Origin of the sequence: Echinicola rosea, from assembly GCF_005281475.1 — a bacterium.
Lineage (GTDB): Bacteria > Bacteroidota > Bacteroidia > Cytophagales > Cyclobacteriaceae > Echinicola > Echinicola rosea.
The window spans coordinates 2300376-2324936 of record NZ_CP040106.1 but is presented as its reverse complement, the minus strand read 5'-3'; the positions used below and the strand labels follow the sequence as shown (position 1 = coordinate 2324936).

At 44.2% G+C, this 24561-nt stretch carries 21 protein-coding genes; 10 read left to right on the top strand and 11 right to left on the bottom strand.

The genetic code is table 11. The annotated features are described in order from the left end of the window. Positions 1–1146, bottom strand: a complete 1146-nt coding sequence (locus FDP09_RS09430; RefSeq protein WP_137402427.1) for a trans-sulfuration enzyme family protein — start codon at positions 1144–1146, stop codon at positions 1–3. A 182-nt stretch (positions 1147–1328) separates the two neighbouring features. On the opposite strand from FDP09_RS09430, the gene FDP09_RS09425 reads away from it, so the two are divergent. Further along, positions 1329–2024, top strand: a complete 696-nt coding sequence (locus FDP09_RS09425; RefSeq protein ID WP_137402426.1) for a TVP38/TMEM64 family protein — start codon at positions 1329–1331, stop codon at positions 2022–2024. 6 nt (positions 2025–2030) lie between these two features. Here FDP09_RS09425 and FDP09_RS09420 read toward each other — a convergent pair whose 3' ends face one another. The 5 genes from FDP09_RS09420 to tilS form a co-directional block, all read right to left on the bottom strand. Next, positions 2031–3692: a mechanosensitive ion channel family protein gene (locus FDP09_RS09420; protein ID WP_137402425.1), complete on the bottom strand. Its 1662-nt coding sequence runs from the start codon at positions 3690–3692 to the stop codon at positions 2031–2033. 59 nt (positions 3693–3751) lie between these two features. Next, positions 3752–6475: an NHL repeat-containing protein gene (locus FDP09_RS09415; RefSeq protein ID WP_137402424.1), complete on the bottom strand. Its 2724-nt coding sequence runs from the start codon at positions 6473–6475 to the stop codon at positions 3752–3754. A 143-nt stretch (positions 6476–6618) separates the two neighbouring features. Next, positions 6619–7557 carry a malate dehydrogenase gene (gene mdh / locus FDP09_RS09410; protein WP_137402423.1) on the bottom strand — a complete coding sequence of 313 codons (939 nt, stop codon included), beginning with the start codon at positions 7555–7557 and terminating at the stop codon, positions 6619–6621. A gap of 191 nt (positions 7558–7748) precedes the next feature. Continuing rightward, positions 7749–8264 carry a Crp/Fnr family transcriptional regulator gene (locus FDP09_RS09405; RefSeq protein ID WP_137402422.1) on the bottom strand — a complete coding sequence of 172 codons (516 nt, stop codon included), beginning with the start codon at positions 8262–8264 and terminating at the stop codon, positions 7749–7751. Between the two features lie 7 nt (positions 8265–8271). Then, complete coding sequence (gene tilS / locus FDP09_RS09400; RefSeq protein WP_137402421.1) at positions 8272–9594, bottom strand: tRNA lysidine(34) synthetase TilS; 1323 nt, start codon at positions 9592–9594, stop codon at positions 8272–8274. A gap of 49 nt (positions 9595–9643) precedes the next feature. On the opposite strand from tilS, the gene FDP09_RS09395 reads away from it, so the two are divergent. The 8 genes from FDP09_RS09395 (at position 9644) to FDP09_RS09360 (ending at position 18469) form a co-directional block, all read left to right on the top strand. Beyond that, on the top strand, positions 9644–11281 hold the full coding sequence (locus FDP09_RS09395; RefSeq protein WP_137402420.1) for an OstA-like protein: 1638 nt from the start codon (positions 9644–9646) through the stop codon (positions 11279–11281). Between the two features lie 188 nt (positions 11282–11469). Beyond that, positions 11470–12186 (top strand): T9SS type A sorting domain-containing protein, encoded by a 717-nt coding sequence (locus FDP09_RS09390; RefSeq protein WP_137402419.1) that lies wholly within the window; start codon positions 11470–11472, stop codon positions 12184–12186. Positions 12187–12255: 69 nt separating this feature from the next. Continuing rightward, complete coding sequence (locus tag FDP09_RS09385; RefSeq protein ID WP_137402418.1) at positions 12256–13206, top strand: outer membrane protein assembly factor BamD; 951 nt, start codon at positions 12256–12258, stop codon at positions 13204–13206. A gap of 26 nt (positions 13207–13232) precedes the next feature. Beyond that, on the top strand, positions 13233–13553 hold the full coding sequence (locus FDP09_RS09380; RefSeq protein WP_137402417.1) for a DNA-directed RNA polymerase subunit omega: 321 nt from the start codon (positions 13233–13235) through the stop codon (positions 13551–13553). Between the two features lie 6 nt (positions 13554–13559). Next, positions 13560–14759, top strand: a complete 1200-nt coding sequence (gene coaBC / locus FDP09_RS09375; protein ID WP_137402416.1) for a bifunctional phosphopantothenoylcysteine decarboxylase/phosphopantothenate--cysteine ligase CoaBC — start codon at positions 13560–13562, stop codon at positions 14757–14759. Positions 14760–14814: 55 nt separating this feature from the next. Next, the gene (gene porD / locus FDP09_RS09370; protein ID WP_137402415.1) at positions 14815–15714 is read left to right on the top strand and encodes a type IX secretion system protein PorD; all 900 of its coding nucleotides are present in this window, start codon (positions 14815–14817) and stop codon (positions 15712–15714) included. 162 nt (positions 15715–15876) lie between these two features. Further along, positions 15877–17526: a DNA repair protein RecN gene (gene recN, locus FDP09_RS09365; RefSeq protein ID WP_137402414.1), complete on the top strand. Its 1650-nt coding sequence runs from the start codon at positions 15877–15879 to the stop codon at positions 17524–17526. Between the two features lie 124 nt (positions 17527–17650). Beyond that, positions 17651–18469, top strand: a complete 819-nt coding sequence (locus FDP09_RS09360) for an enoyl-ACP reductase FabI (RefSeq protein ID WP_137402413.1) — start codon at positions 17651–17653, stop codon at positions 18467–18469. Here the strand turns inward: FDP09_RS09360 and FDP09_RS23765 are convergent. Further along, a complete protein-coding gene (locus FDP09_RS23765; protein ID WP_187328829.1) occupies positions 18460–18627 on the bottom strand; it encodes a hypothetical protein in 168 nt (55 codons plus the stop codon). The two genes, FDP09_RS09360 and FDP09_RS23765, sit on opposite strands and share 10 nt — an antisense overlap. A 130-nt stretch (positions 18628–18757) precedes the next feature. On the opposite strand from FDP09_RS23765, the gene FDP09_RS09355 reads away from it, so the two are divergent. After that, positions 18758–19915 (top strand): FAD-dependent oxidoreductase, encoded by a 1158-nt coding sequence (locus FDP09_RS09355; RefSeq protein ID WP_137402412.1) that lies wholly within the window; start codon positions 18758–18760, stop codon positions 19913–19915. On the opposite strand, the gene FDP09_RS09350 is transcribed toward FDP09_RS09355, so the two are convergent. The 4 genes from FDP09_RS09350 to FDP09_RS09335 form a co-directional block, all read right to left on the bottom strand. After that, positions 19912–20646: an SDR family oxidoreductase gene (locus tag FDP09_RS09350; RefSeq protein WP_137402411.1), complete on the bottom strand. Its 735-nt coding sequence runs from the start codon at positions 20644–20646 to the stop codon at positions 19912–19914. The two genes, FDP09_RS09355 and FDP09_RS09350, sit on opposite strands and share 4 nt — an antisense overlap. Before the next feature lie 47 nt (positions 20647–20693). Then, positions 20694–21281: a Crp/Fnr family transcriptional regulator gene (locus tag FDP09_RS09345; protein WP_137402410.1), complete on the bottom strand. Its 588-nt coding sequence runs from the start codon at positions 21279–21281 to the stop codon at positions 20694–20696. 473 nt (positions 21282–21754) lie between these two features. Continuing rightward, the gene (gene leuB / locus FDP09_RS09340; protein WP_137402409.1) at positions 21755–22822 is read right to left on the bottom strand and encodes a 3-isopropylmalate dehydrogenase; all 1068 of its coding nucleotides are present in this window, start codon (positions 22820–22822) and stop codon (positions 21755–21757) included. 76 nt (positions 22823–22898) lie between these two features. Then, on the bottom strand, positions 22899–24464 hold the full coding sequence (locus FDP09_RS09335; RefSeq protein WP_137402408.1) for an alpha-isopropylmalate synthase regulatory domain-containing protein: 1566 nt from the start codon (positions 24462–24464) through the stop codon (positions 22899–22901). Positions 24465–24561 lie beyond the last annotated feature (97 nt).

Genomic DNA, 24561 nt, shown 5'->3' with positions numbered 1-24561 from the left:
TTAAATCAAATCCAATGCCTCCGACAGGTCATTTTTAAGATCTTCAGCATCCTCCACCCCTACACTTAAGCGAATCAAAGAGTCTGTCAATCCCACTTTCTCCCTTTCTGCTTTGGGAATACTCGCATGGGTCATGGATGCAGGATGGCCACAAAGGGACTCCACCCCTCCCAAAGATTCTGCAAGGGAAAAATAGTGTAGGTTTTCCAGTACCTTCATGGCATCTTCCTGCTTATTCCCAACGATGGAAAAGCTGATCATCCCTCCAAAATCCCGCATTTGACCAGCGGCAATGTCATGATTCGGATGATCCTCAAATCCCGGCCAATACACCTTGTCCACTTTGGGATGGTGTCGCAGATAACTTGCGATGGTCTTACCATTTTGACAATGCCGCTCCATGCGCAAGTGCAGCGTCTTGATCCCTCGCAACACCAAGAAGCAATCTTGGGGGCCAGGAGTGGCACCACAGGAGTTTTGGATAAACCCAAGATCTCCTGCCAACCGATCGTCATTGACAACCAAGGCACCCATTACCACATCAGAGTGGCCTGCCAGGTACTTGGTCACAGAATGCATCACCAAATCAGCTCCCAACTCCAACGGGTTTTGCAGATATGGCGTCGCAAACGTGTTGTCCACTCCAAGCAACAGATCATGCTTATCAGCTATTTTTGCCAAAGCTTTGATATCGATAATGTTCATCATCGGATTGGTAGGGGTTTCGGCCCAGATCAATCGCGTTTTATCATTGATGTACTTCTCGATGGAAGTGGGATCGTCCATAGACACAAAGTGAAACTTAATGCCATACTTGGCAAAGACTTTTGTAAATATACGGTACGTGCCACCATAGAGGTCGTTGGTACTGATCACTTCGTCGCCAGGGCTGAGCAGTTTGATGACCGCATCTATCGCTCCCATTCCTGAGGAAAAACAGAGCCCATGCTTGCCATTTTCAAGCGCGGCGATGCTCTTCTGGAGGGCATCGCGGGTGGGATTGTGAGTTCTGGAGTATTCAAACCCCTTATGCTGTCCAGGGGACTTCTGTACATAAGTGGATGTTTGAAAAATAGGGGTCATGATCGCTCCTGTGGTGGGGTCTGGCGCTACCCCGGCATGAATAACTTTGGTTCCGAATTTCATATTGCTATCGTTTATTTCTTTTAGGCACATGAACGTAAACCAAAGAAAATAAATTTCCTCTTATCCAGACCCATAAAACCTGAAAAATACTTGAACTTCCGCGGGGTGAGTTAGCACGGTGATCCCTATCCCAGTTAGAACCAAATAATTTTACCTATTTTCGGGTCAGATTATATCCAGCCATGGCACAAAAGTCTCCCTTCTTACCCCATCTTGCCTCCCTTTATCGACAAAATCCGCTGATGGCCATTGCTGTCATTTGGGTAATGGCCGTTCCTGCCGTAGGCAGCTTGGTATTGGCCAGCTATGTCTACAGTTATCCGGGAATTTCCGATAAAATTTATCCAACGCTTTATCTAATCGTGATCGTTTCAGGCACTTTTTTGATGGGATTGGCGCTATGTCCTACGACCGTATTGGCCATTCTTACCGGGTATTGGTGGGGATGGGCAATGTTTCCAGCGGTCATCATGGCCTATTCTTTGGCCAGTTTATTGGGTTATTTTATTGGATTGAGCTTGGACAAGAACAGTTTTGAAGCCCTCTTGGGCAATTACCCTAAGGCCAAAGCCCTCTTCCAGAAAAACCGTGACAGAATGGGAACCCTTATCTTCTTCACCAGGATCAGCCCAATCATTCCTTTTGCCTTATCCAATATCCTCTTTGCCATGATCAAAGCGGGCTGGAAAAACATCTTGATTTACGGTTTTTTGGGCATGCTTCCCCGGACGCTAATGGCATTTGGCATCGGGCTGGCTGCCAATTCGCTTTCAGAAGCCTTGGAAAACAGGACTGACACCTTGCAGTTAATGCTGTTTATAACGCTCTTGGCGGTGAGCATTTGGGGAATCGGCCGATTCTTTAAATCCAGCTCCTAAGAGCTCCTATCTTTTCATTTCCCGCTGTACAAAGGCATCCAATCGCTGCTTGTATGCCTCCGCATTATCTTCATAGATCGGCGATAGCCCTTCCTTCTCCGGGAATGTCTCCATGTGCAAGGTCTGGGTAGGGAATGCGAAATTCACGCCCAGTTCGTTTGCTAGCTTAACGATCTTGATCAAAATTTCATGCCTGCCCTGTAGTTCGTCCCCCCACGTGGGCACTTCAAAAAACACATAAAACATGATATCCAGGCTATAGGCCGACATATTATTAAAGTACACATTATAATAGTCCTTTCTGGTCAAAGGATGGCTTTTCACAATTTCCCTCAACCCCTCTACAAACACGTCGATAAGTTCGGGAGGTGTACCATAAGTAATGGTGATGGTCGTATAAAACCTTCGGTATTGCCGCAAACCATGGTTATCGATCGTCGCATCAGCAATACGGCCATTAGGAATGTACATCAGGGAATTTCTGAATGTCCGTACTCGCGTAGATCGAAAACCTACTTCTTCCACTGTACCATCCACATCACCACTGGTGATCCAATCCCCCACCTGAAAAGGCTTGTCGATAAAAATCATTACCGACCCAAAGAAGTTTTTGATGGTATCCTGCGCGGCCAAGGCAAATGCCAGACCACCGATGGATAGCCCCGTCAAAAAAGGCCAAATATCTACTTGCAAGCCATCTTTCAAAATAAACAGCGAGCCTACTATAATGATAAAGGCCTTCAGTGTCTTCCTAACCAATGGCACCAACTGGTCGTCCAAATTGGATTCGGTTTTGTCTGCTTGTCTTTCGAAATATGCCGACAATAAATCCGCCAGTTTATAAAAGACGATGGTAATGATAAGCGGCTTGACGGCATTCAGCATGATCACTATCCAAGAAACCACCTCTATCGGCAGCTGCAATACACGGATGAATATATCCACCAACAACACCACAAAATAGATACTGATCACGCGCGCGACAGGTAGAAGATACGTCTCAGCTACTTGCTTATAACCGAGTTTTTTGGAGACATGAAACATTCCCCGATCTACTATGAAAGTAAACAGCTTATGCGCCGTAAAGACAAAAAGCACCAACAAAAATATTCCACATAATTGCCACAAGTGCAATCCGAGATAAACCTGCTGGCCGATTTTTGGCAACAGGTTCAGCAGCTTGGCGGTGCCGTACGGATAAGTTTCTTTATGAAGTTCATTGATCTGAGAAACGGTATAACTGGAAAACTTCCATTTGTCTCCCGTCTTCTCCAAGAATATCTTCGGCAGCCTATTATTATTAAAAAAGTATTTGGCCTGATAGCTTCTGGTAGAATCCGCATAATTTGCCTCATTTGGCACTTGCTCGACATCCACAAAAACCCCTTGTCCATCAAAAACCTGTTTGAGCTTAACGACCTGTTTCCTGGCTTGCTCGGGAGTCAAATCCCCCCCCAGGGTTTTCGCAGCATTTTCCGGTTTAAAATTCTTTTCTTCCAAGTTCAGGAAAAAAGTAAGCGTAGTGGTATAGGGAGTGGACAGGTTCACATAGGAAGCAGTATCTTGAATTTGGGGAAAATCCTCATCGATTCCTCCAGCAAATCCAAAAAGACAGTTACTCACCAAAAGAGCCAGTCCAAGTAAAATCAATCTAAATCGCGACGCCATGATTAGTCTTTTTTTATTCTTCGCAAAACTACACATTTACAAGGATAACACCCCAACGATCACAGCGGAAGCTTATAGGCTGAAAATTGATTTTGGTGGATAGCATAGATGGTATATTCATTTTTACTCCCTGAGTATTTGATTTCCACTTTATGGCTGCCTCCAAGCGGTCTGGTATTCAGCAGCTCTCCATCCAGATTGTATAAGAATATAAATTCCTGCACCCGGTCGATCACCACAAAAATATTTTTGTCACCACCAAAGCTGAAAAACTGATAGTCCAAGTTTTCGGAAATCATATTTTTCTCAAATACAACTTCAAGCTCACTGTCCAGTACGGTGATTTTATTGTATTCCTGCACCACAAAATAATAGCGGTCACCCAATTGGTCTTTGACCAGCGAAAACCTTGTGTTCCTGTCAGGCCTTAGCAGTTGATCACGGAAGGTCAGTTCTCCCCGAAAGTTGACGCGGATGACTTCGCCATCGGCCGTCACGGTGACGATTTGGGTATCCCCTTTGTCTCCACGCTGAATCAATGCATAATCACTTGCCACTCCTTCGCCGAGGTTGATCGGAGTGCCTGTCTGAAGTTCACCTCTTCTGTTCATGATATATAATTCGCCATTCCTATTGAGCGCAATCATATAATCCCCGACTCCGGAAAGACGGTGGTGTGCAGGAGGTGACGCCAATGCTCCAGAAGTGCCTCGCGGTGTCCAACCTTCCAGGTTATTGCCGCGCTTATCGAATATATAAAGGTCTCCATTGGTCGTGGAGACAAAATACCGGTAATCACGCGTATGGTTATAATCCACCAAACTCATGTGCGTCACTGCTTCTTGCTGGGGCAACCTGATCGGATAAGCTGGCAAAGCGGTCCCTAAGCGGTCAAATGCATAGATCATGCTCTCCGTTGCAAAGACCAGTTGCAGTTTTCCATTTTTATAATAGTCAATCTGAAAAACATCCCCTTTGACCTTGCCTTCCACTTGCTTGTTAAATATGCGCTCTCCTTCGTCATTGAAAAAATGAATCACATTCGAAGCATCCTGAACCACAAAATCGGTACTTTTATCATTGAAGTTTTCAAGTGTTTTGGGCCCATAGGTCAGGACTTCGTTAAATTCCAGCCCCATGCTTTCGGTCAGGACAATGTCCTTCACTGATTTTATGGGCTTCAGGTTATAGCCAAGTTCTAAATTGACATATTGCTCGTCTCCGATCTCACTCAGCTGTAGCGCCATCAGGTCAATGGACTTTAACTGCGGAGCGTACTTCTGAAACAGTCCCTTCCAATGCGCTGAGCTCGTTTCCAAAAGTGTATTCCAAAAACGGGGAATGTTAATGATAAAATTAAACCCAGCATTTTTGGACACTCCCTCCAGAAAACGACGTTGGTTCAGGGACCTGCCCCAAGTATTGTCATTGTAAATATCATCTACAAATATCTTTATGGCCTTCATGGTATTTCCCATGACGAGCATATCTTGGTATTGGGTGATATAGGTATGTGAAAACCCCAAAAACTGGCCATTAAACAAATGGGCAGGAAACTCAGGTTGGTTGATCAAAAACAACTCTTGATCCTTATAATGGTCACTCAGTAATTTGGAGGAGTCTCCTTGGTTAAGGTTTAGCGTAAATCGCTTCAACATGTCCATTCCCTTTTCAGGATCTGTTGCCTTTAGGATCAGCACCTTGTCTGTATCCGCATTAGGTAGTTTCTCCATGACCATATAGCCTACCTCACCACTAAGGTTATCCAAAAAGCCCTGTTGCTTCAGGTTTTTGTCCACTTCTCCCATCAGGGTATTCTTTGGCTCAAAAGCGGCATTTCCAATTTGCGATATCTGACTGATTTCATTTACGTTGTACTGAAAATAAACCGCGGTCCTATTGGAAATAAAATTACTGAATAGACTTCCTCCTCCTTTCTTGTCATTGGAAAAATCCACTTCATTACCGTCTTCATAAAACGTAAATCCATCCAAGAAAATCTTGCTCTCGGCAAACTTCAATTCCAAATTTGCAGACAAACGGTGCTGTGAAAAGTTATTGGAAAAATCCAGCTGTTCTTTTTGGGCTATTCCATTCATAAAACTGGAAACGCCCGCACTGCCAAGCCTAAAGATGCCCAAGCCATCCTTCGATTCATTTTGGGAAGCATATAGCTCCTTATACGCATCTTTAAAGCTCTTCAGCTGATCCGAATGCACATACCGAATGGCCTCTTCTATCAAGAAAGAATTATAACTGGCCACCACCACATTTTCCAGCATCGCATAGGATAGTGTAGTATTTCGGTCAGGGCCTTTATACTCATAGATCGTCTCGCCGCTGTGGCTCCTTGACTGGATCTGTCCGGGATCCACTTTATCACTTATGGACTGGATAAATTGGTCCTGATTTTTATCCTCAAACGCCACCAAGAACAAAAAATCAAACTCCGACTTAGCCGTTGGATGCAGTGAAACGATAAATTTATTCCCGCTAAGGGTACTCTCCAGCTTCCCGCCCCTTCCTGTGAGGCTATCCAGGACTACCAGCTGATTCTCTACATCTTTCAGCGACGGCACGATAGACAAGCGCTGCCAAATGGGTTGGCTTACCAATTGGTTCCAGACTTTTACGGGCTCCTTGGTTTCAAAAACAAAAATGGCATCATCGGACACCAAATCAATGGCATCCAACTCCCCTGTAAATGCCCTGGAAGTATAGAAAAGATAACCGGCCAAACCAATCACAAGGGCCAACAGGATTACTAATAAACGCTTTAGCATACTCAACCGGGAAAATGTTGTTTACTTATTGATGTAAAATAAAGACATGAAAATGTTCTTACAAATAAATAGGGCGTTAAAAAAACAAAAATCCCGGCACTTGCCGGGATTTTATTAACTAATTCATGCTGCGCAGAACGTGTTTATTTGGAACCGACACTATCCAGTACGGCCATCACTTCTTTCACATGCTTTCTGGAAGTTTCCAGAAGGGCTTTTTCGTCATCATTCAAGTCGAGTTCGATCACTTTTTCGATACCGTTTTTGCCTAGGATTACAGGAACACCCAAGTAGCAATCGTCAATACCGTATTCACCGTCCAGCTTCACACAAACAGGGAATACTCTTCGTTGGTTTTTAAGGATTGCCTCTACCATCTGAGCAGCAGCAGAACCTGGCGCATACCATGCAGAAGTACCCATCAGCTTCACCAGCTCACCGCCACCAAATTTCGTTCTTTCGATGATCGCATCAAGCTTGTCTTTTTCGATAAGCTCCGTAACAGGAATACCTGCCACTGTAGTATATCGAGGAAGTGGCACCATAGTATCTCCATGACCGCCCATCAGGATGGCCTGAATTTCTTTCGGCGACACATCAAGGGCTTCAGCCAAAAACGCACGGTAACGCGCAGTATCCAGGATACCAGCCATACCGATTACCTTGGTGCGAGGAAGCTTAGAAGTGATATGTGCCTGATAAGTCATCACGTCCAATGGATTGGAAACGATGATGATGATGGCATCTGGAGAATGCTTCACCACATTTTCAGTCACAGACTTTACGATACCTGCGTTGGTCTCGATCAGGTCGTCACGGGTCATACCTGGCTTACGTGGCAATCCTGAAGTGATCACTACAACATCAGACCCGGCTGTTTTGGCGTAATCATTTGTGCTGCCTGTTGTTCTGCTGTCATAAGCATTGATAGGAGCTTTCTGCCAAATATCAAGTGCCTTACCTTCGGCAACACCCTCTTTGATATCTACCAAAACGATCTCTTCAGCAATTTCTCTGTAAGCCAATACGTCAGCACAAGTAGCGCCCACATTACCAGCTCCAACTACGGTTACTTTAGTCATGATTTATGATTTGTTTAATTAATTTGTAGATTTTTTAAAAGCTCCGCTAAGATATTAAAGAATGGCTATTATTTAAAGCAATCAATTGATTAGTTGGGGATAGTTTAGGCCTTTGAAGGTTATAAGGTTTGAAAGTTATATGGTTTGGAGGTTGTTTCCCACTTCCCTCTTCGGACTTCAATCTTCAAACCTCATTCAAACATTTGGCTAAGGTTGAAAAAACCAAATGAATTGCGGTAAGAAGAGAAAAGCTGATGATTCCTATTGTCATAATAGGCTGCTAGTGAAGTGAGCATCTTGGCCTTTACTTTGGGTGAGCTGTCAAAGATCTCTTTGATCGCATAGTTGGGGATGACCATCAGCGCTGCCTCTTCAGATTCTACCACAGCAGTATAAATCCGCTTGGCATTGTCCAGCAGGGAGTTTTCACCAAAAGCTACCCCCTCCCGGACTTTGAAGATGGTTTCAAAACTCTCCTTGATGTCCACATTCAAAGACACAATCCCTCCCTTTACAATATAAAGTGCTTGGCTGGGGTCATTCCTGAAAAACACCACTTCGTCCTTGCTGTATTTTCGATAATGGATCGCAGGAAGAAACCGGTACATTTCAGCATATTTTAGGTGATTAAAAAATTGAGTCCTTGCTAAAAACTCAAAAACTTTTAATTCATCCTCCGTGTAAGTCCTTTTAAAAGGATTAAGCATAGAATTATTATTTTAACTTAAAATACAAGACCTCTTTGGTTGTGGAGGTGATCTTAAAACGATCATCCACCCGGTATCCCACTACCCAAACCACTTCCCCATTGGCATCGCAAAGTACCTTTACGTTATTTTTAACAATTACAGGTACTTTCAAATCTATTAAAAAATCACTTATTTTCTTAAACTTTTTCATTCCCAGAGGCCTGAATCGGTCACCTTCCTTCCACTTTCTCAATTTCAGCGGAAATTCCAAGCTATTCCTGTCCAGCATCGCATTTATTTTCTTCACATCCACCGGCACATCTCCTCCCATCACCAACACATCGTACACTTTATCCTCAAAAGAAAGCTCCAAATCAGTCTTGGCAAGCTCAAAGGCCACAAAAGGAGCCTGTTTCCGGCCCAACAGCAAATGATCTCTGTCTATATTCACCATAAAATCCGTTGACTCAAATCGCTGCCCCACCTCGGCCGACCAAAGGACTGCCAGCATATCATCTACCTGTGCAGCGTTAAATCCATAATCCCTTAGCCAATAATAAAGCAAACTGGACTTTCCAGGTACGTTCTCCAGCGAAGCCTTCTCCAGAAAAAACACCTTCCCTTCCTGTTTGACTGCCTGCTTCTTCCACGCGCCATACAAATAAAAGAATGCCTTGCCTGTATCCTTAATCCTCTCAAAGCTCATGTGAAGCTTCTCCTCCACATGGTCATCATGTGACTTCATCAGTGGCAGCACCTCATTTCGCAGGAAATTCCGCTTATAATCACTTTGGCTATTTGAGCTGTCCTCCCTCCATGAAAGCTGCTCTTCTGCCATAAAGACTTCCAGCTGCCGACGGGTAAAGGGCAACAAGGGCCTGATCACATGTTCCCTTATTTCGGCCATCCCATACACCCCTTCGATCCCCGTTCCACGCATCAGGTTAAGCAGGATTGTTTCCAGTTGGTCATCGGCATGATGCGCTACAATAATCCCACAGAGGGCATACTCTTTCCTCAGCGAATCAAACCACGTATAACGCAAATCCCTGGCGGCCATTTGGGTGGATATCCCATGAGCAGAAGCGTAGCGCTTGGTGTCAAACCGACGAACCGAAATAGGGACGCCAAGTTTTTCGGCCAGTTCCCTCACAAACACCTCATCCCCGTCACTTTCCGTCCCTCGCAGCCCAAAATTGCAATGTGCAATCCTGAGCCCCACGCCTGCCTTTTTCAGCAACCAGGCCAATGCCACACTATCCACGCCTCCACTCGTCGCCAATAAATAGGGCTTAGAAGTATCTAAAATATTTTTTGTCCGTATATGATTGATAAACTGATCGAGCATAACCCAAAAATACCATTTTTGATTAATTTTGTCGTTGATAACTATCCAAATGCTACAAAAGACCCTTACATATACACTTACATTTTGCTGTTTGCTTTTCATTGCCCGTCTCACAAATGCACAACAATCAAGGGATTTTCTTGGCCTGACCAAAGCTGACAGCATCCACAGGGTCGAAGCCACACAAATACAAAAAGTTTATGGCAATATCATCATGAAGCAAAGGGAGTTCACCATCTATTGTGACTCGGCTTATTATGATCAAAAGGGCAACAAGTCCGAACTTTTTGGTAATGTACGAATAGAAAACCCTAAAGACACCGTCACCATCACCTGTTTCTATGCAGACTACAATGGCAACAACTACTTGGCCAAATTACGGGACGATGTCGTATTCGTAAAAGCAGGAACGACCTTATACACCGACTTTTTGGATTACAACAGAAAGTCTGGGATGGCCGACTACTTTAACTTCGGAAAAGTGGTGGACAGTACCAATGTACTTACCAGCCAAAAAGGACGGTACGAAACCCAAGAAGAAAAAATCACCTTCACGGACAATGTTATTTTGGTCAACCCAGAATACACCTTAAAGTCAAATATCCTCTACTATTTTACTGTACCCAAAATTGCAGAAACAGAAGGCATCACCAATATCCGATCAGAAAAAGGCGATGAGCTCAACGCCAAAAAAGGCAGCTTCTATGATACCCAAAACAAGCTATTTAGATTCTACGAAGGCGATGTGGAGAATGAAACCAGCAAGGTCTCAGGAGATGAACTTTTTTATGATGAAAACAAAAAATATTACGAAGGAAAAGACAATGTCAGCATCTTTAACAAAGAACGAAACATTGAAGTTTTTGGGGATATAGGCAAGTATTGGGAAGAAAAAAAGTATTCGGAGGTCTTTGGTAATGCCTTGGTGCAGAAATATTTTGAAGCGGACACCATGTACATGACGGCAGACACTTTGATCAGCCAAGATAGTGAGGCAGCTGCAAACCGCCACATGCTGGCCTACCCAAACACCCGCATGATCAAAGGGGAAATGTCAGGAAGGGCTGACTCCACGGTGTACATGTATGCCGACTCCACCATTTTCCTTTATGGCGATCCCTTGCTATGGAACAATAAAAGTCAAATTTCCGCTGACAGCATCCACTTTCTCATTGCCAATGAAGATATTGACCGGGCTTTTCTGAAAGACAATGCCTTCGCCATCACTTCCGACACTATTGCCAATTTTAACCAGATCAAGGGCCGCCAGATGATCGGCTTCTTTGAAGATGGGGATATGAACAAACTGGAAGTGGAGGGCAATGGCGAATCCCTTTATTTTGCCTTGGAAAATGACACCACACTACAAGGTGTCAACTCCCTGCTTTGTGGCAAAATTTTCATGTACTTCGAAAATGGCAATGTGACAAAAATAAACCACACCGTTAATCCCGATGCATCGTTCACCCCACCGCATATGCTAAATGAGGAAAACACTCAGCTTGAGGGATTTGTATGGAGAGCCGAAGAACGGCCTACATTGAAAATGATCCACGCGTGGAGGACTCCCAAAAAACAGCCCAAAAACCCTCAAAACCTCTTTAACGAACCCAATATACGTATCCCTTATCCGGATGAAGATGACATCCAAACCATCATCAATGAATGGATAAAAACACAAGAATAACCTCTAAGATAACCCCATCGTCACCTTAACAAATTTTAACAAACGTTACCGCTTAAAAAAAATTTTAAAGGGGTTAACATTTTTTAACCCACTTTCCTTTAAAAGCACGAACCAAATCGGTATTTTTATACGTATAAGATAAAGGAACCCACTCATTTAAACGAATATCATATCGATAGAGCATCTACATGAAAAATTTTTTATCGCTAATTATGCTAGTTTTCCTACTTTTTCAGCCACCAACAGCTGAAGCCCAGCAGGTGCATGTCTTAAGCGAAAAAATACAGTTTACAGGTAAAATTGACGACATCCAGCGTAAATCGGTCATTCTTCAAAACACTTCTGACGAAAAGAAAGAATACATCATGAAGTTTATGAGAGGGCAAATAGGCTCTTCCCAAGACATTAGTGTATGTATTGGGGACACCTGTCTGGATCCCCGTAAAGACATTTCCAAAATCAAGGTCACCTTAGAGCCCAATGAAATATTCACAGACCTGTATATAGAGTTTAAATTGGGAATTACCGAGACGAAGGGCACCTTTGACCTTCACTTCTCCAATACTGCTGACCTAAGAGATGTGTTCATTATCGAAGGCGTGTACGAAACCTTCGCTCCAAAAGACGACGAAGCGGTAAACCATAGAGATATCTCATTTGGAAGCGTTTACCCAAATCCCAGCAATAGAATTGCGCAAATCGACTACCAAATAAAAAACCCCAATGCAAACATCAAACTGCTCATCAATAGTTTTATCGGTAACCCTATCGAAGAGCTCACCCTTTCTCCCCAACAAAAAACCGTACTCATCAACGTGAGTGACTTCAACCCGGGGGTTTATTTTTACACACTTATGGTGAATGGAAAAAATATAGTCACCAAAAAGCTCGTTGTCAAAAAATAAGTATCCATACATCACCGCAAAGTAACTTTGATACCGAACCAAATTCCCTTATATTTGCAGATTGAAAATATGAAGAATACAATTAAACATATCTTGCTATTGGCAATGGTAGTGACCCTTGGTGCCTGTGGAAAGTTCTACAAACTGGAAAAAAGCACCAATTGGGACGAAGTATATACCGCTGCCAATGAATATTACGAAGAAGAAGAGTACAATAAGGCCATTATCCTGTATGACAAGGTATTACCTGTCATCCGAGGGAGTGAGAAATCCGAATTGGCGCAGTTCAATTACGCATATGCGCACTTTAGGCTAAAACGGTACATTGAAGCAGCCAGCTATTTCAACACCTTTTATGAAAGCTTTAGCCGAAGCCCATTAGCCGAAGAAGCACTTTTCATGCATGCCTATTCGCTGTACCTGGACGCTCCTGATTACAACTTGGATCAACAAAGTAGCCGTGAAGCAGTAGCTGCAATACAGCAATTCATCAACCGTTTTCCGCAGTCGGATTCCTATGAGCGGGCAATGGGCATGATCGACAACCTACAGTCGCGCTTTGAGAAAAAAGCCTATGAAGAAGCCAGCATGTATTACCGTCTGACTGAAGGGTTGTTCCCAGGACAGTTTTATTTGGCCTGCATTGTAAACTTCCAGAATTTCGTAAAGTCCTACCCAAACAGTGAGCATAACGAAGAGCTCTCCTATAAACTGGTAGAAGTCAGTTCTGCTTATGCTGAGCGAAGCATTTTCAACAAAAAAGAAGAACGTCTCAACCAAGCACTAGAATTTGGCAGTGAATTCCAACGCAAATATCCAAAAAGCGAATACCAAAACGAGGTGACAGCCTTAATGGCAGAAACGAAAGAGGAGCTTACTTCTCATCAAAAGACGAAAAAACAATACGATGAGCTCAGAAAGCTAGAGCAGGAGGCGAGAGAAAAACAAGAAAAGGAAGAGGAAGAATCACAAGAGCTTGAAGAGGCCGTTACGCCTGAAACGGAAGTCAATTCCAATTAAAGAGAGAAAATAAACAATTGAATCATATGGCAGTTAATCCTTCAATTATCACTAGAGACTTGGACAAAGTAGCCGAAGTATCCGGAAACTTGTATGAGTCCATCCACATCGTTTCGCAAAGAGCAAAGCAAATCTCTTTGGCCACTAAAGAAGAACTCAACACTAAATTGTCAGAGTTCGCTTCTACTGTGGACAATCTGGAGGAAGTGTTCGAAAACAAAGAACAAATCGAAATCTCCAAATTCTATGAAAGAATGCCTAAGCCTTCTACTTTGGCCATGGAAGAGTACATGGAAGGCAAAGTACACTTCAGAAAGCCTGAAGAAGAAAGCGAGGAAGAACTATAATAGCGGATGCAGCTGCAGGGCAAACGCATATTGTTGGGCATTACGGGCAGTATTGCCGCCTACAAAGCAGCTCATCTGACCAGGCTACTGGTCAAAGAAGGAGCAGAAGTACAAATCATTATGAGTACTTCTGCTCTTGATTTTATCACCCCACTTACCCTTTCCACACTCTCCAAAAGACCGGTCTATCACCAGTTTCACAAGGGGGAGACCGGGGAATGGAACAATCATATCGAACTGGGCCTTTGGGCCGATCTGTTTGTGATTGCGCCATTAAGCGCCAGCACGCTTTCCAAACTTGCCAACGGCAATTCCGACAACCTACTTACCGCCACTTACCTATCGGCCAGATGCCCCGTGATGCTGGCTCCCGCCATGGATTTGGACATGTACCAGCACCCTTCGGTAGCCCACAATTTTTCCATCATTAAAAACTATGGCAATATCCTTTTGGATGCCGAAAGTGGTGAACTTGCAAGCGGATTAAGCGGTCAAGGACGAATGATGGAGCCAGAACATATTCTGGAAATGGCGATTAGGCACTTTGAGGCATCCAATGACCTTAGCGGCACCACCGCTTTGGTAACTGCTGGGCCAACCCAGGAGGCTATTGACCCGGTACGCTACATCGGCAATCACTCCAGTGGAAAGATGGGAGTAGCCATCGCTGAAAACATGGCCAAAAGAGGAGCAAAGGTTAACCTTGTCTTGGGACCATCACAAGAAAAAAACCATCATCCCAATATCACTACTATCCATGTAACGAGCGCTCAGGAAATGTACGAGGCGGCCCTGCAAGCCCACCCTGATGCCAAGATCAATGTTTTCGCTGCTGCAGTAGCTGACTATGCTCCCGCTAATCCTGCCAAGGAAAAAATAAAGAAATCAAGCAACGACCTTAGCATCTCCCTAAAAAAGAATATTGACATCGCCGCTACGCTTGGAGAAAATAAGTCCAATGAACAATACCATGTGGGATTTGCCTTGGAAACCGACAAAGAGGAAGAAAATGCCTTGGCAAAGCTTAAGAAGAAAAACTTTGATTTTATTGTGCTCAATTCCATGAAGGATGAAGGCGCAGGGTTTAAGCATGACACCAATAAAATCACTATCTATCATAAAAGTGGCAAACAAGAGACCTCTCCATTATTATCCAAAACAGACATTGCGGCTTTGATCGTAAACACGATCGTAAAAGACCTCTAGCGGAAAGCCCATTCCGACTTTATTTTTTTATATTTATAGGCAACATTCAGAGCATATGAGAAATAGACTCTTTTTACTCTTATTATTTTTATCCTTCACCATCCAAGTGACTGCTCAGGAGCTCAACTTCACCGTTACCATCAACAGTGAACGAGCGAGAACACAGAACAAGGATATTTTTGATCAAATGAAAAATTCCTTTGAGCAGTTTTTAAATGGACGCAGTTGGACCAATGACCAATACGATGCTTCGGAGCGTATCCAAGGCAATATGCTGATCACGATTAACGACATGCCACAAGTAGGTTATTTTGAAGCCACTGTTCAGATTCAAGCCGTCCGACCGGTATATGGCACCAGCTATGAGACCTTGACCTTTAATTTTGTGGATAGAAACTGGAATTTTGAATTTAAGGAATCCCAGCCAATGGAGTTCAACCGCTATTCCTACTTAAACGAAATCACTTCGCTACTGGCCTATTACGCCTATATCGTCATCGGCATAGATTATGACAGCTTTTCACAGGAAGGAGGCGAGCCCCATTTTGAAATTGCCAACAACATCGTTTCCAATGCCCTGCAATCTTCTAGACTTGGATGGGACCAAGACCCAAGTAATCGTCGAAACCGCTACTGGTTGATCGACGAGCTTTACAGTTCCCAAGTTACCAGAGCGATCCGCGAAGCCTATTATCTATACCATCGCCGGGGCCTTGATCTCCTCACCCAAAACCCGGAAGAAGCCTATACCAATATCTTACAGGCATTGGGAAAACTTGCTGAAGTCAACAACACACAACCCAATAGCATTTTGACCATTACATTTATGGATGCAAAATCTGATGAAGTCACTAAAATTCTCAAAAATGCTCCATTGGAGATCAAAGAACAAGCGGTGGATTACCTCCTACAGGTGGATCCTAACAATGCCAGAAAATACAATGATATCCTGTAAAGGAAAATAATGTAGGACACACCTATGATATAGGAATGGAGGTTAAAAGCAAATGGGTTGAAATTTCACGGTGAACCTAGACAAGGTTACGATATTCCCACTTTATATCCATAAAATTCCTTGTAACTTTACACTCGCTAAGCTGAAAACGGATCTTATTTTATGCTAAAAAACCTGAGCATCACCAACTATGCACTGATCGAAACCCTGGAAATGGGACCTTCCCCTGCACTCAACATGATTACCGGGGAAACAGGAGCCGGTAAATCCATCATGCTCGGTGCTATCGGTTTACTCCTCGGAAACAGGGCGGATACCAAAGCACTTTTCGATGACGAAAAAAAGTGCATTATTGAAGGGGTGTTTGAGATCGGTAATTATGGCCTGGAAAGTTACTTTCAAGCCGAAGACCTGGATTATGAAGCCCAATGTATCATTCGTAGGGAAATAACCCCTTCGGGAAAATCAAGGGCCTTTGTCAATGACACTCCTGTAAAACTGGACATCCTCAAATCCTTGGGCAAGTCATTGATGGACATCCATTCCCAACATGACACCCTGCTATTGGCCGCTGGTGAATACCAGCTGAGCCTGATCGATGCCTTTGCCAATACCCAAGCGGAAAAGGAAAGCTATCTGACAGCCTTCAAAGCCTATAAAAAATCACGAAAAGCATACGAAAAGCTGCTTCATGAAGCAGGAGAATTACGTAAAGAAGCCGATTTCAATCAATTTCAACTGGAAGAGCTATCCGCTCTCCAACTGCAGGAAGGTGAACAGGAAACACTGGAAAACGAACAGGAAGTCTTGGACAATGCCGAGGAAATCAAGTCCAAAATCAACGAAAACCTCCAATTGCTTCAAGGTGATGAAATAGGGGTTTCCACCCTCCTATTGCAAATCAATCAAGGTTTTCAACAGCTCACCAGGTACAGCAACCGCTTTAATGAGCTCAAAGAGCGATTTGACAGTGTATGCATCGAAGTAAACGATATTGCTGCCACGCTGGAAGATGAGGACGGCAAAGTGGAAGTAGATTTTGACAAATTGGAAGAAATCAGGGAGCGCCTCAGCAAAATCTACCAACTCCAAAAAAAGCATGGAATGCAAACAGTGGAAGAGCTGATGACCTTGGAAAAAGAATTGGCGGACAAAGCCTTTCAAATCGGCAACCTCGATGAGGAATTGGAGCAGTTAAAATCAGCTACTGAAGCGGCTTCCCATACCCTTACCAAAGCCGGCGAACTACTTTCCCAAAAGCGTCAAAAGTGCTTTAAAGGCTTTGCAAAGGAGATCACAGGACTGTTGGTTCATTTGGGCATGGAGAATGCCACCATTGAAATTTCCCATCAGAAAGTCGCTCCGACGGCCACTGGGATAGATGAAGTAGAGGTCCTCTTCACAGCCAATAAAGGTGTAAAACCCCAGCCTATCCGTCAAGTAGCCTCCGGTGGAGAATTTTCGAGGCTGATGTTTGCGATCAAATACATCATGGCTGACAAAATCGCCCTGCCCACCTTGATTTTTGATGAAATCGACACAGGAATCTCTGGTGAAGTAGCACTCCAAATGGTCAAGATGATGCAGGAAATTGCCAAAAGACACCAGGTAATCTGTATCAGTCACCTTCCACAAGTCGCTGCCAAAGGGGACAAGCACTACTTTGTATATAAAGACAACAGTGCCGCCAAAACCATGAGTAAAATACGCGCCTTGACCCAGAAAGAACGCATTACGGAAATTGCCAAAATGATCGCCGGAGCCAATCCTTCTGAAAGTGCCATGCAAAGTGCCATGGATTTACTTAGATGATAAGATATTGGCTTGATTGACACCACGAAAACGGCAATATTCAGGAACATACAGTTAGAAAAGGGGAAAATTTAATTAATTTTACCACTTAGCAAATAGGGAATAATCAATTTAAAAATAAATCATGCCTGAGAACCTACTGAAAGGAAAAAAAGGAATCATTACCGGTGCACTGGACGAAAATTCCATTGCCTGGAAAACCGCCCTGAAAGCCAAGGAGCAGGGTGCCAAGTTTGTGCTGACCAATGCCCCTATCGCCATGAGGATGGGTGCCATCAACGAACTGGCCAAGGAATGTGACACCATCGTCATCCCGGCTGACGCCACTTCTGTAGAAGACCTGGAAAAGCTTTATGACGAAGCCAAGGAATACTTAGGGGGAAACTTCGACTTTTTGCTCCATTCTATCGGAATGTCTCCAAACATTAGAAAAGGACGTGCTTATGGTGACCTAAACTACGACTGGGCCATGAAGTCTTATGATGTATCAGCGGTATCTTTTCACAAAATGATGCAAGTGGCAGAGAAAAAAGACATTATGAACGAATGGGGATCGATCGTAGGCCTTTCTTATATCGCTGCCCAACGGGTTTTCCCTTTTTATACGGATATGGCTGACGCCAAAGCGTTGCTGGAAAGCATCGCAAGGGGCTTTGGTTACCGATTTGGAAAAAGTAAAAAAGTACGGGTAAATACCATCTCCCAATCTCCTACCGTAACCACTGCCGGCTCCGGTATCGGTGGATTTGACGCATTCTATAATTTCGCTGATTCTGTATCTCCACTTGGAAACGCATCTGCTGAAGCTTGTGCAGAATACATCGTATCTTTGTTTTCGGACTTCACCAGAATGGTCACCATGCAGAATCTTTATCATGATGGCGGATACTCCAATACGGGTATTTCTGAAGAAATCATGGAAAAGTTTTCTGATCAAAAATAAAACATGAGTGCCTTGGGGACATCGGCATTTGCCTGAATAGTCGCCAAGGCATTATTCCCCTTTGGGTGTTGTCCCTTTACCCGAATGAGACTTTTCTTTGAGCCAAAAGAACTGGCACTTTTCACATTTTTTCCATCGAATTTTTTTCCTTTACGCATCCTACTTTGTACTAAAATTCAAATAAATCTATTAGTTTAGTACTTGCTATCCATAGCAATACCCATTTCGATCTTTCTGCGGAATTCCCCATTACTAATCTCACGATCATTCATCATAAAAGGGGACAATATGAAAAACCACAGGAGAGATTTTCTCAAAAAAACTGCTTTATTCAGTATCGGAGCGGCCAGTTTAGGAGCATGTACCAGTTACGTACCCCAAGCCTCTACCGCAAACTTCTACATTAACCATCCCAAACTGCCAAAGGTAGTCGTATCACGGAAGCGTATCATTAAAGAGACCGTAGGGTTAAGACCATTTCGCCAAAGTGGCCCCAGAATCCAAAGCCAAAATTTAGGAGACAAGACCATTGTCCACAACTATGGTCATGGTGGCAGTGGTTGGTCATTATCTTGGGGAACAGCCATGCTCGCAACGGAACTTATTGAAAAAACAGGAACTAAGGACATTGCAGTGGTTGGTTGTGGTATTAGCGGACTTTCTACTGCCAGAACCCTCCAGAACAAAGGATATCGAGTCACCATTTACACCAAAGAGGTATATCCTAATGTCACTTCTGCTTTGGCCACCGGTACTTGGTCACCTACTTCCAGGTTATTAGATCCTGAGAGGCTTACACCAGAATTTACGGTCAAATTTCAGAAAGCATGTCAATATTCTTATGACACCTTTCAGCGGCTTTTGGGCATTCATCACATGGTGGATTGGATGGAAAGTTACCGCATCAGAAGTGGTAAACCATCGTCAAACTCCTATAACCACCAAGGGCTTCATGATAAGCTTTACACTTCCTCTATGGATTTTTATCCATCCCCCACCCTATTGGGCAAAAGAGAGAACCCATTTAAACAACCTACGGTATATCGCTCGCCGACAACAATCTTCAACATCCCCACCTATATGAAAATGCTACGGGATGATTTCCTCTTGGCCGGTGGGAAAATAGCGATCAGAACATTCAAGCGACCTGAAGATATTGTTGCCCTTCCACAAATGTGTATTGCCAATTGCACCGGACTGGGCTCGCTGGAGTTATTTGGCGATGAAGAGCTTATGCCGATTTCAGGTCAATTGGCATTTTTGGTACCACAGCCGGAATTACACTATCGGGCCAGCATGGGAGGCGTGTACTTTATTCCCCGCCAAGATGGGATAATGCTTGGCGGAAATGGCATCAACGGCAATTGGGACACCACACCAGATGCGGACGTAACCGACCGATATCTTGAAGGGGTGCAAGAGATCATGAGACAATTAAGGAGCTAAGCCCTGTTGATGATCCCTGAGGCGATCCTTGGAGACAAGCGTGAAATGAAATATAATAATTTCACCTTGCCCACATGGATTTCATCCTTGTCAGACTGCAATCCCTTCAGCATTTTACCCACTGCTTCCTTGGCACTGATGGCCATCTTGGGCACCTGGCCGTCATGCCATGGTGTATCCACCACCGGCAGCATCACTTCCCTAATCTTTACCTGCGTCTCTTTTAGCTGTAGCCTCAAGGTCTGGGAAAAACTGTGTAAGGCTGCTTTGGTGGCATTATAAATAGGATACGTCGCCTTTGGAGCGTACACCAGACCGGAGGTAATATTAATGATCTGAGCACTCCTTTGGCGTTCCAAAAGCGGCAAAAACAACTTAGACAACACCATAGGGGCTACCAGATTGGTCTCGATCTCCAATTTTGCTTTGCGATTCATCTCAGGATCGTCCTTAAACGCCGTCCGATGGACCAAAGCTGCGTTATTGATCAGTACGTTGCAGTCTGGATGATGGTGCTTCACCCACTTATAAAGATTATGGCGATCGGTCTCCTCAGCCAGATTACAGGCAAAGGCGTAGAGCGTGGGAATTTGGCGCTTTGCTGCCGCGAGTTTTTCTGCTGATCTTCCACAGATCAGGATGGCATTGTCTTTGGCCAGCATTCTCGCCAATTCCAACCCTATCCCCGAGCTGCCCCCAGTGATCAAAATCGTGTTGTCGTGAAGTTTCATAACGGATTAGTTTTCTGCCAATTTCGCCCTTTATGACCACCTGTACATTAACCTAGGTTAACGAGTCCCATTTTTCTTCGAATACGACTGAGGGCCACAGGGGTAATCCCTAGGTACGATGCAATGTAATGTTGTTTGATGCGCTTGTCCAATCCTGGGTATTCTGTCAAAAAGCCACGATACCGTTCTTCCGCAGAAAGCTGCAAAAGTTCTCTTTCACGCTTTTCTTTTTTGGCGTACCCTTTCGTCAGCATGGCAATCAAAAAATCCTTCCAAACGGGATCGGCACGGTACATCCCCAACCACTTTTTATAATCAATGGTCACCAACTGGGCATCCTCCAATGCTTGAATAAAAAAATAAGAAGGCTTTTCGGTCTGCAAAGAAGTATAAGCAGTAGGAAAACTTCCTTCCTGAAAAAAACCCTTCGTCACTTCATGTCCATCGGCATCGGCATAATAAATCCGAAATAGGCCCTTGTCCACAAAACCAAAAGAGCTCGGCACCTGTCCTTCTCTAATCCAATGCTCTCCACTCGAAAACCTTTTGATTTGGCTGATGGCTTTTAGCCCCCTGACCCCTGTCTCGTCGAGGTAAATCATGGACTGTATCGTATTGACAAGGTTATCGGTCATGGAGGTGAAGTTAGCAAAAAATCACACAACATTTGATGCAGTGGCGCCAGAAACAAACCGAAGCATACCCCTTTCAAATACTACATGGAAGGCCCTGATACTCCTTATCCGTTTCTATGTTTTTTACATATGGGGATTTCAATTCGGATCAAACCATATTTCTGGTGGCTTCACTGCAAGGAGGCATTGCAAATGCCATTCTCGGCAGTTCGCATTTCAAATGCGAAACTAGAGAGTTGAAAAAGGGTGTGGCAATCCCCAAATACGAAGACTGCTACGGCTTCCACTTCTCAAATCTCCCCCTAAGCCCTGTTTGGCTCCAGACAAGCTCGCAGTGCATGTTCCGCACTGTATGGAAACGGTTTTATAATCGAACTGAGGTTTTTGTATTTCCCAGTCGGCCATGGTCAAAACTAAAAAACGGAACCCAACTCGGGCTCCGTCTTCCACTATTCATATCAATTAAATCTCCATTATTTTAGAATCTGCTCAGCCAGCCAGTCCCCTACTTCAGAGGTTTTGCTTGGCTTGCTTTCTTCGGCGATATCTTCAGTCACCACGCCTTCGGCCAGGGAAAGGTTCACCACATCAGTGATGGCCTTTGCTTCTTCCTTCAGGTCAAAGGCATATTCAAACATCATCGCAGCAGAAAGTACCGTCGCCAAAGGATTGGCAATGTCTTTTCCTGCGGCTTGGGGATAAGAACCATGGATCGGTTCGAACAACTTCACGTCGGTGCCCAAGGAAGCAGATGGCATCAAACCCATCGACCCACTGATCACACTGGCCTCATCGGTAAGGATGTCACCAAACAGGTTTTCGGTAATCAACACGTCATAAGCTTTTGGCCACTGGATCAGGCGCATGGCCACGGCGTCCACAAATTCATACTCTACCTTAACATCAGGATACTCTGGCTCCAAATCCTGCACCGTTTCTCTCCAAAGTCGGGAAGTGGCCAATACATTTGCCTTATCCACACAGGTCAATAATTTTCTTCGTTTTTGGGCAAATTCAAACCCCATCCGAGCCAACCGGGTGATTTCCTCTTTGGTATATACATTGGTATCAAATGCCTTGGTGCCTTGCTCATTACGCCCTCTAGGCTCTCCAAAGTAAATACCACCGGTCAATTCTCTCAAAAACACCAAATCGGTGCCTTCGATTCGCTCTTTTTTTAAGGGTGACTTATGGATCAATGAAGGAAAAGTGAAGGTAGGTCGTACGTTGGAAAAAAGTCCCAGTTTCTTTCTCATGGCCAGCAGCCCTTGCTCTGGCCTCACCTTGGCTTTGGGATCATTGTCGTACTTTGGATCACCAATGGCGCCGAATAGTACAGCATCCGCCTGTAGGCATACCTCATGGGTTTCATCAGGATAGGGATTCCCTGTGGCATCTATCGCTGCTGCCCCTACTACGGCTTCCTTAAAAGTCATGTTGTGGCCAAATTTCTTTCCTACGGCTTTAACCACTTTCACCGTTTGTTCGATCACTTCAGGGCCGATACCATCACCTGGCAGCAGCGCTATATTCATTTCCATATAAATTTTTATTTTCTGGTTTTAATCTACTATAAATAATGCTTAATGGTCACATTGAATCTCGCTTGATTGATCATCATGCCTTCGTGAGATGCTCTTGTCCTGCACGATTTCCTGAATTGATTTGTTCGATGATATTGAGCATTTTTTCTGTGGCCATCATGGCAGCCACGGTCTGGTCACTGTCCAAGCCTTTGGTCTTGATGATCCTTCCAAAATCCCATGTGATGACCGTCTCCACAAAGGCGTCTGTTTTACCACCGGGAGGAATACTCACACTAAAATCGGTCAACTTGGGAAGTTTTTTGTCCAGGGACTTATAGATTTTTTGAAGTGCCAGCATAAACGAATCAAACTGTCCATTGCCAGAAGCATGGGCCTCATAGAATTGATCGTAAAATTTCAGCTTCAGCTGCACTGTAGGCTTAAGGCCTTTGGAGTGCGTCATGTGGTATCCTTCAATGCTGATGTCCTTCTTGATGGAGTTGTTCTGAAGTACATCGGAAATGATATACGGAAGGTCTTCCGTGGTCACCCGTTCTTTCCGATCTCCCAACTCAATGATCTTTTGCGTGACCTTGCTCAGCTCTTCAGGTTCCAGTTCTATGCCCAGCTCCAACAGGTTTTTAAGGATATTGGCTTTGCCTGAAGTTTTACCCAAAGCGTACTTCCTTGTCCGGCCAAATCGTTCTGGCAAGAGATCGTTAAAATAAAGATTCTTCTTGTTGTCCCCGTCTGCATGGATGCCAGCCGTTTGGGTAAAAACATTCTCGCCTACCACTGGCTTATTGGAGGGGATATGAAGTCCTGAAAACTGCTCTACCAGCTTACTGATACGGTAAATTTTATTTTCTTGGACATTCAGCTTTACATCTGTAAAGTCCGTAATCGTGGCCACTATACTCTCCAATGGTGCATTTCCGGCCCGCTCTCCAAGACCATTCACGGTGGAGTGCACACCTGACACACCATGGTTTATGGCTTCCAGGACATTTGCCACAGACAGGTCGTAATCGTTATGAGCATGGAAATCAAAACGCACCTTAGGAAAAGAACTGCTTACTAACCCCACAAATTCCGCCACCTCAGCAGGCTTAAGAAGCCCCAAGGTATCCGGCAACATGATCCTTTCTACATTTTGCTCTGCTAAAAAAGCAATCAGCTCTAGGGTATAATCCCTAGAGTGGCGCATTCCACTACTCCAATCTTCCAAATAAACATTCACCGCAATCCCCTTTTCATTGGCATAGGCAATGCACTTTTGGATATCGGCAAAATGCTGCTCAGGTGTTTTTTTTAGCTGGTGAGTAAGGTGGTTAAGGGATCCTTTGGTCAAGAGGTTAAGTACTTTAGCTCCAGCCTCAGTCAGCCAATCCACCGATGCCGGCGTGTCCACAAAACCCAACACTTCTACCTTGTCCAAATACCCTCTCTCAGCAGCCCAATGCGTAATTTTCTTTACTCCCTCAAGCTCTCCCTCAGAAACCCTTGCCGATGCCACTTCAATCCTGTCCACCTTCAGCTCCTCCAACAACAGCTTAGCTATCTGGAGTTTCTCAGAAGGTAAAAAGGACACGCCTGAGGTCTGTTCACCATCCCGCAGTGTGGTATCCATGATTTCTATTTTCTTATCAAAACGCATGATTATATTAGTGTCTGGTATTAAGGATCAAGTGGCTGGACCAACAAAGTATCCAAGCCGTGGTACAGATCACCATGGCTTGGATAAGTATTGTTGG

Excerpts from the sequence above, each read along its gene's own strand:
- FDP09_RS09420 (WP_137402425.1), bottom strand. The coding sequence starts at position 3,692 with ATGGCGTCGCGATTTAGATTGATTTTACTTGGACTGGCTCTTTTGGTG.
- FDP09_RS09380 (WP_137402417.1), top strand. The coding sequence starts at position 13,233 with ATGGCAGTTAATCCTTCAATTATCACTAGAGACTTGGACAAAGTAGCC.
- FDP09_RS09345 (WP_137402410.1), bottom strand. The coding sequence starts at position 21,281 with ATGACCGATAACCTTGTCAATACGATACAGTCCATGATTTACCTCGAC.
- mdh (WP_137402423.1), bottom strand. The coding sequence starts at position 7,557 with ATGACTAAAGTAACCGTAGTTGGAGCTGGTAATGTGGGCGCTACTTGT.
- FDP09_RS09425 (WP_137402426.1), top strand. The coding sequence starts at position 1,329 with ATGGCACAAAAGTCTCCCTTCTTACCCCATCTTGCCTCCCTTTATCGA.
- tilS (WP_137402421.1), bottom strand. The coding sequence starts at position 9,594 with ATGCTCGATCAGTTTATCAATCATATACGGACAAAAAATATTTTAGAT.
- leuB (WP_137402409.1), bottom strand. The coding sequence starts at position 22,822 with ATGGAAATGAATATAGCGCTGCTGCCAGGTGATGGTATCGGCCCTGAA.
- FDP09_RS09335 (WP_137402408.1), bottom strand. The coding sequence starts at position 24,464 with ATGCGTTTTGATAAGAAAATAGAAATCATGGATACCACACTGCGGGAT.
- FDP09_RS09350 (WP_137402411.1), bottom strand. The coding sequence starts at position 20,646 with ATGAAACTTCACGACAACACGATTTTGATCACTGGGGGCAGCTCGGGG.
- porD (WP_137402415.1), top strand. The coding sequence starts at position 14,815 with ATGAGAAATAGACTCTTTTTACTCTTATTATTTTTATCCTTCACCATC.
- FDP09_RS09415 (WP_137402424.1), bottom strand. The coding sequence starts at position 6,475 with ATGCTAAAGCGTTTATTAGTAATCCTGTTGGCCCTTGTGATTGGTTTG.
- FDP09_RS09405 (WP_137402422.1), bottom strand. The coding sequence starts at position 8,264 with ATGCTTAATCCTTTTAAAAGGACTTACACGGAGGATGAATTAAAAGTT.
- coaBC (WP_137402416.1), top strand. The coding sequence starts at position 13,560 with ATGCAGCTGCAGGGCAAACGCATATTGTTGGGCATTACGGGCAGTATT.
- FDP09_RS09360 (WP_137402413.1), top strand. The coding sequence starts at position 17,651 with ATGCCTGAGAACCTACTGAAAGGAAAAAAAGGAATCATTACCGGTGCA.
- FDP09_RS09395 (WP_137402420.1), top strand. The coding sequence starts at position 9,644 with ATGCTACAAAAGACCCTTACATATACACTTACATTTTGCTGTTTGCTT.
- FDP09_RS09385 (WP_137402418.1), top strand. The coding sequence starts at position 12,256 with ATGAAGAATACAATTAAACATATCTTGCTATTGGCAATGGTAGTGACC.
- FDP09_RS23765 (WP_187328829.1), bottom strand. The coding sequence starts at position 18,627 with ATGCGTAAAGGAAAAAAATTCGATGGAAAAAATGTGAAAAGTGCCAGT.
- FDP09_RS09430 (WP_137402427.1), bottom strand. The coding sequence starts at position 1,146 with ATGAAATTCGGAACCAAAGTTATTCATGCCGGGGTAGCGCCAGACCCC.
- recN (WP_137402414.1), top strand. The coding sequence starts at position 15,877 with ATGCTAAAAAACCTGAGCATCACCAACTATGCACTGATCGAAACCCTG.
- FDP09_RS09355 (WP_137402412.1), top strand. The coding sequence starts at position 18,758 with ATGAAAAACCACAGGAGAGATTTTCTCAAAAAAACTGCTTTATTCAGT.
- FDP09_RS09390 (WP_137402419.1), top strand. The coding sequence starts at position 11,470 with ATGAAAAATTTTTTATCGCTAATTATGCTAGTTTTCCTACTTTTTCAG.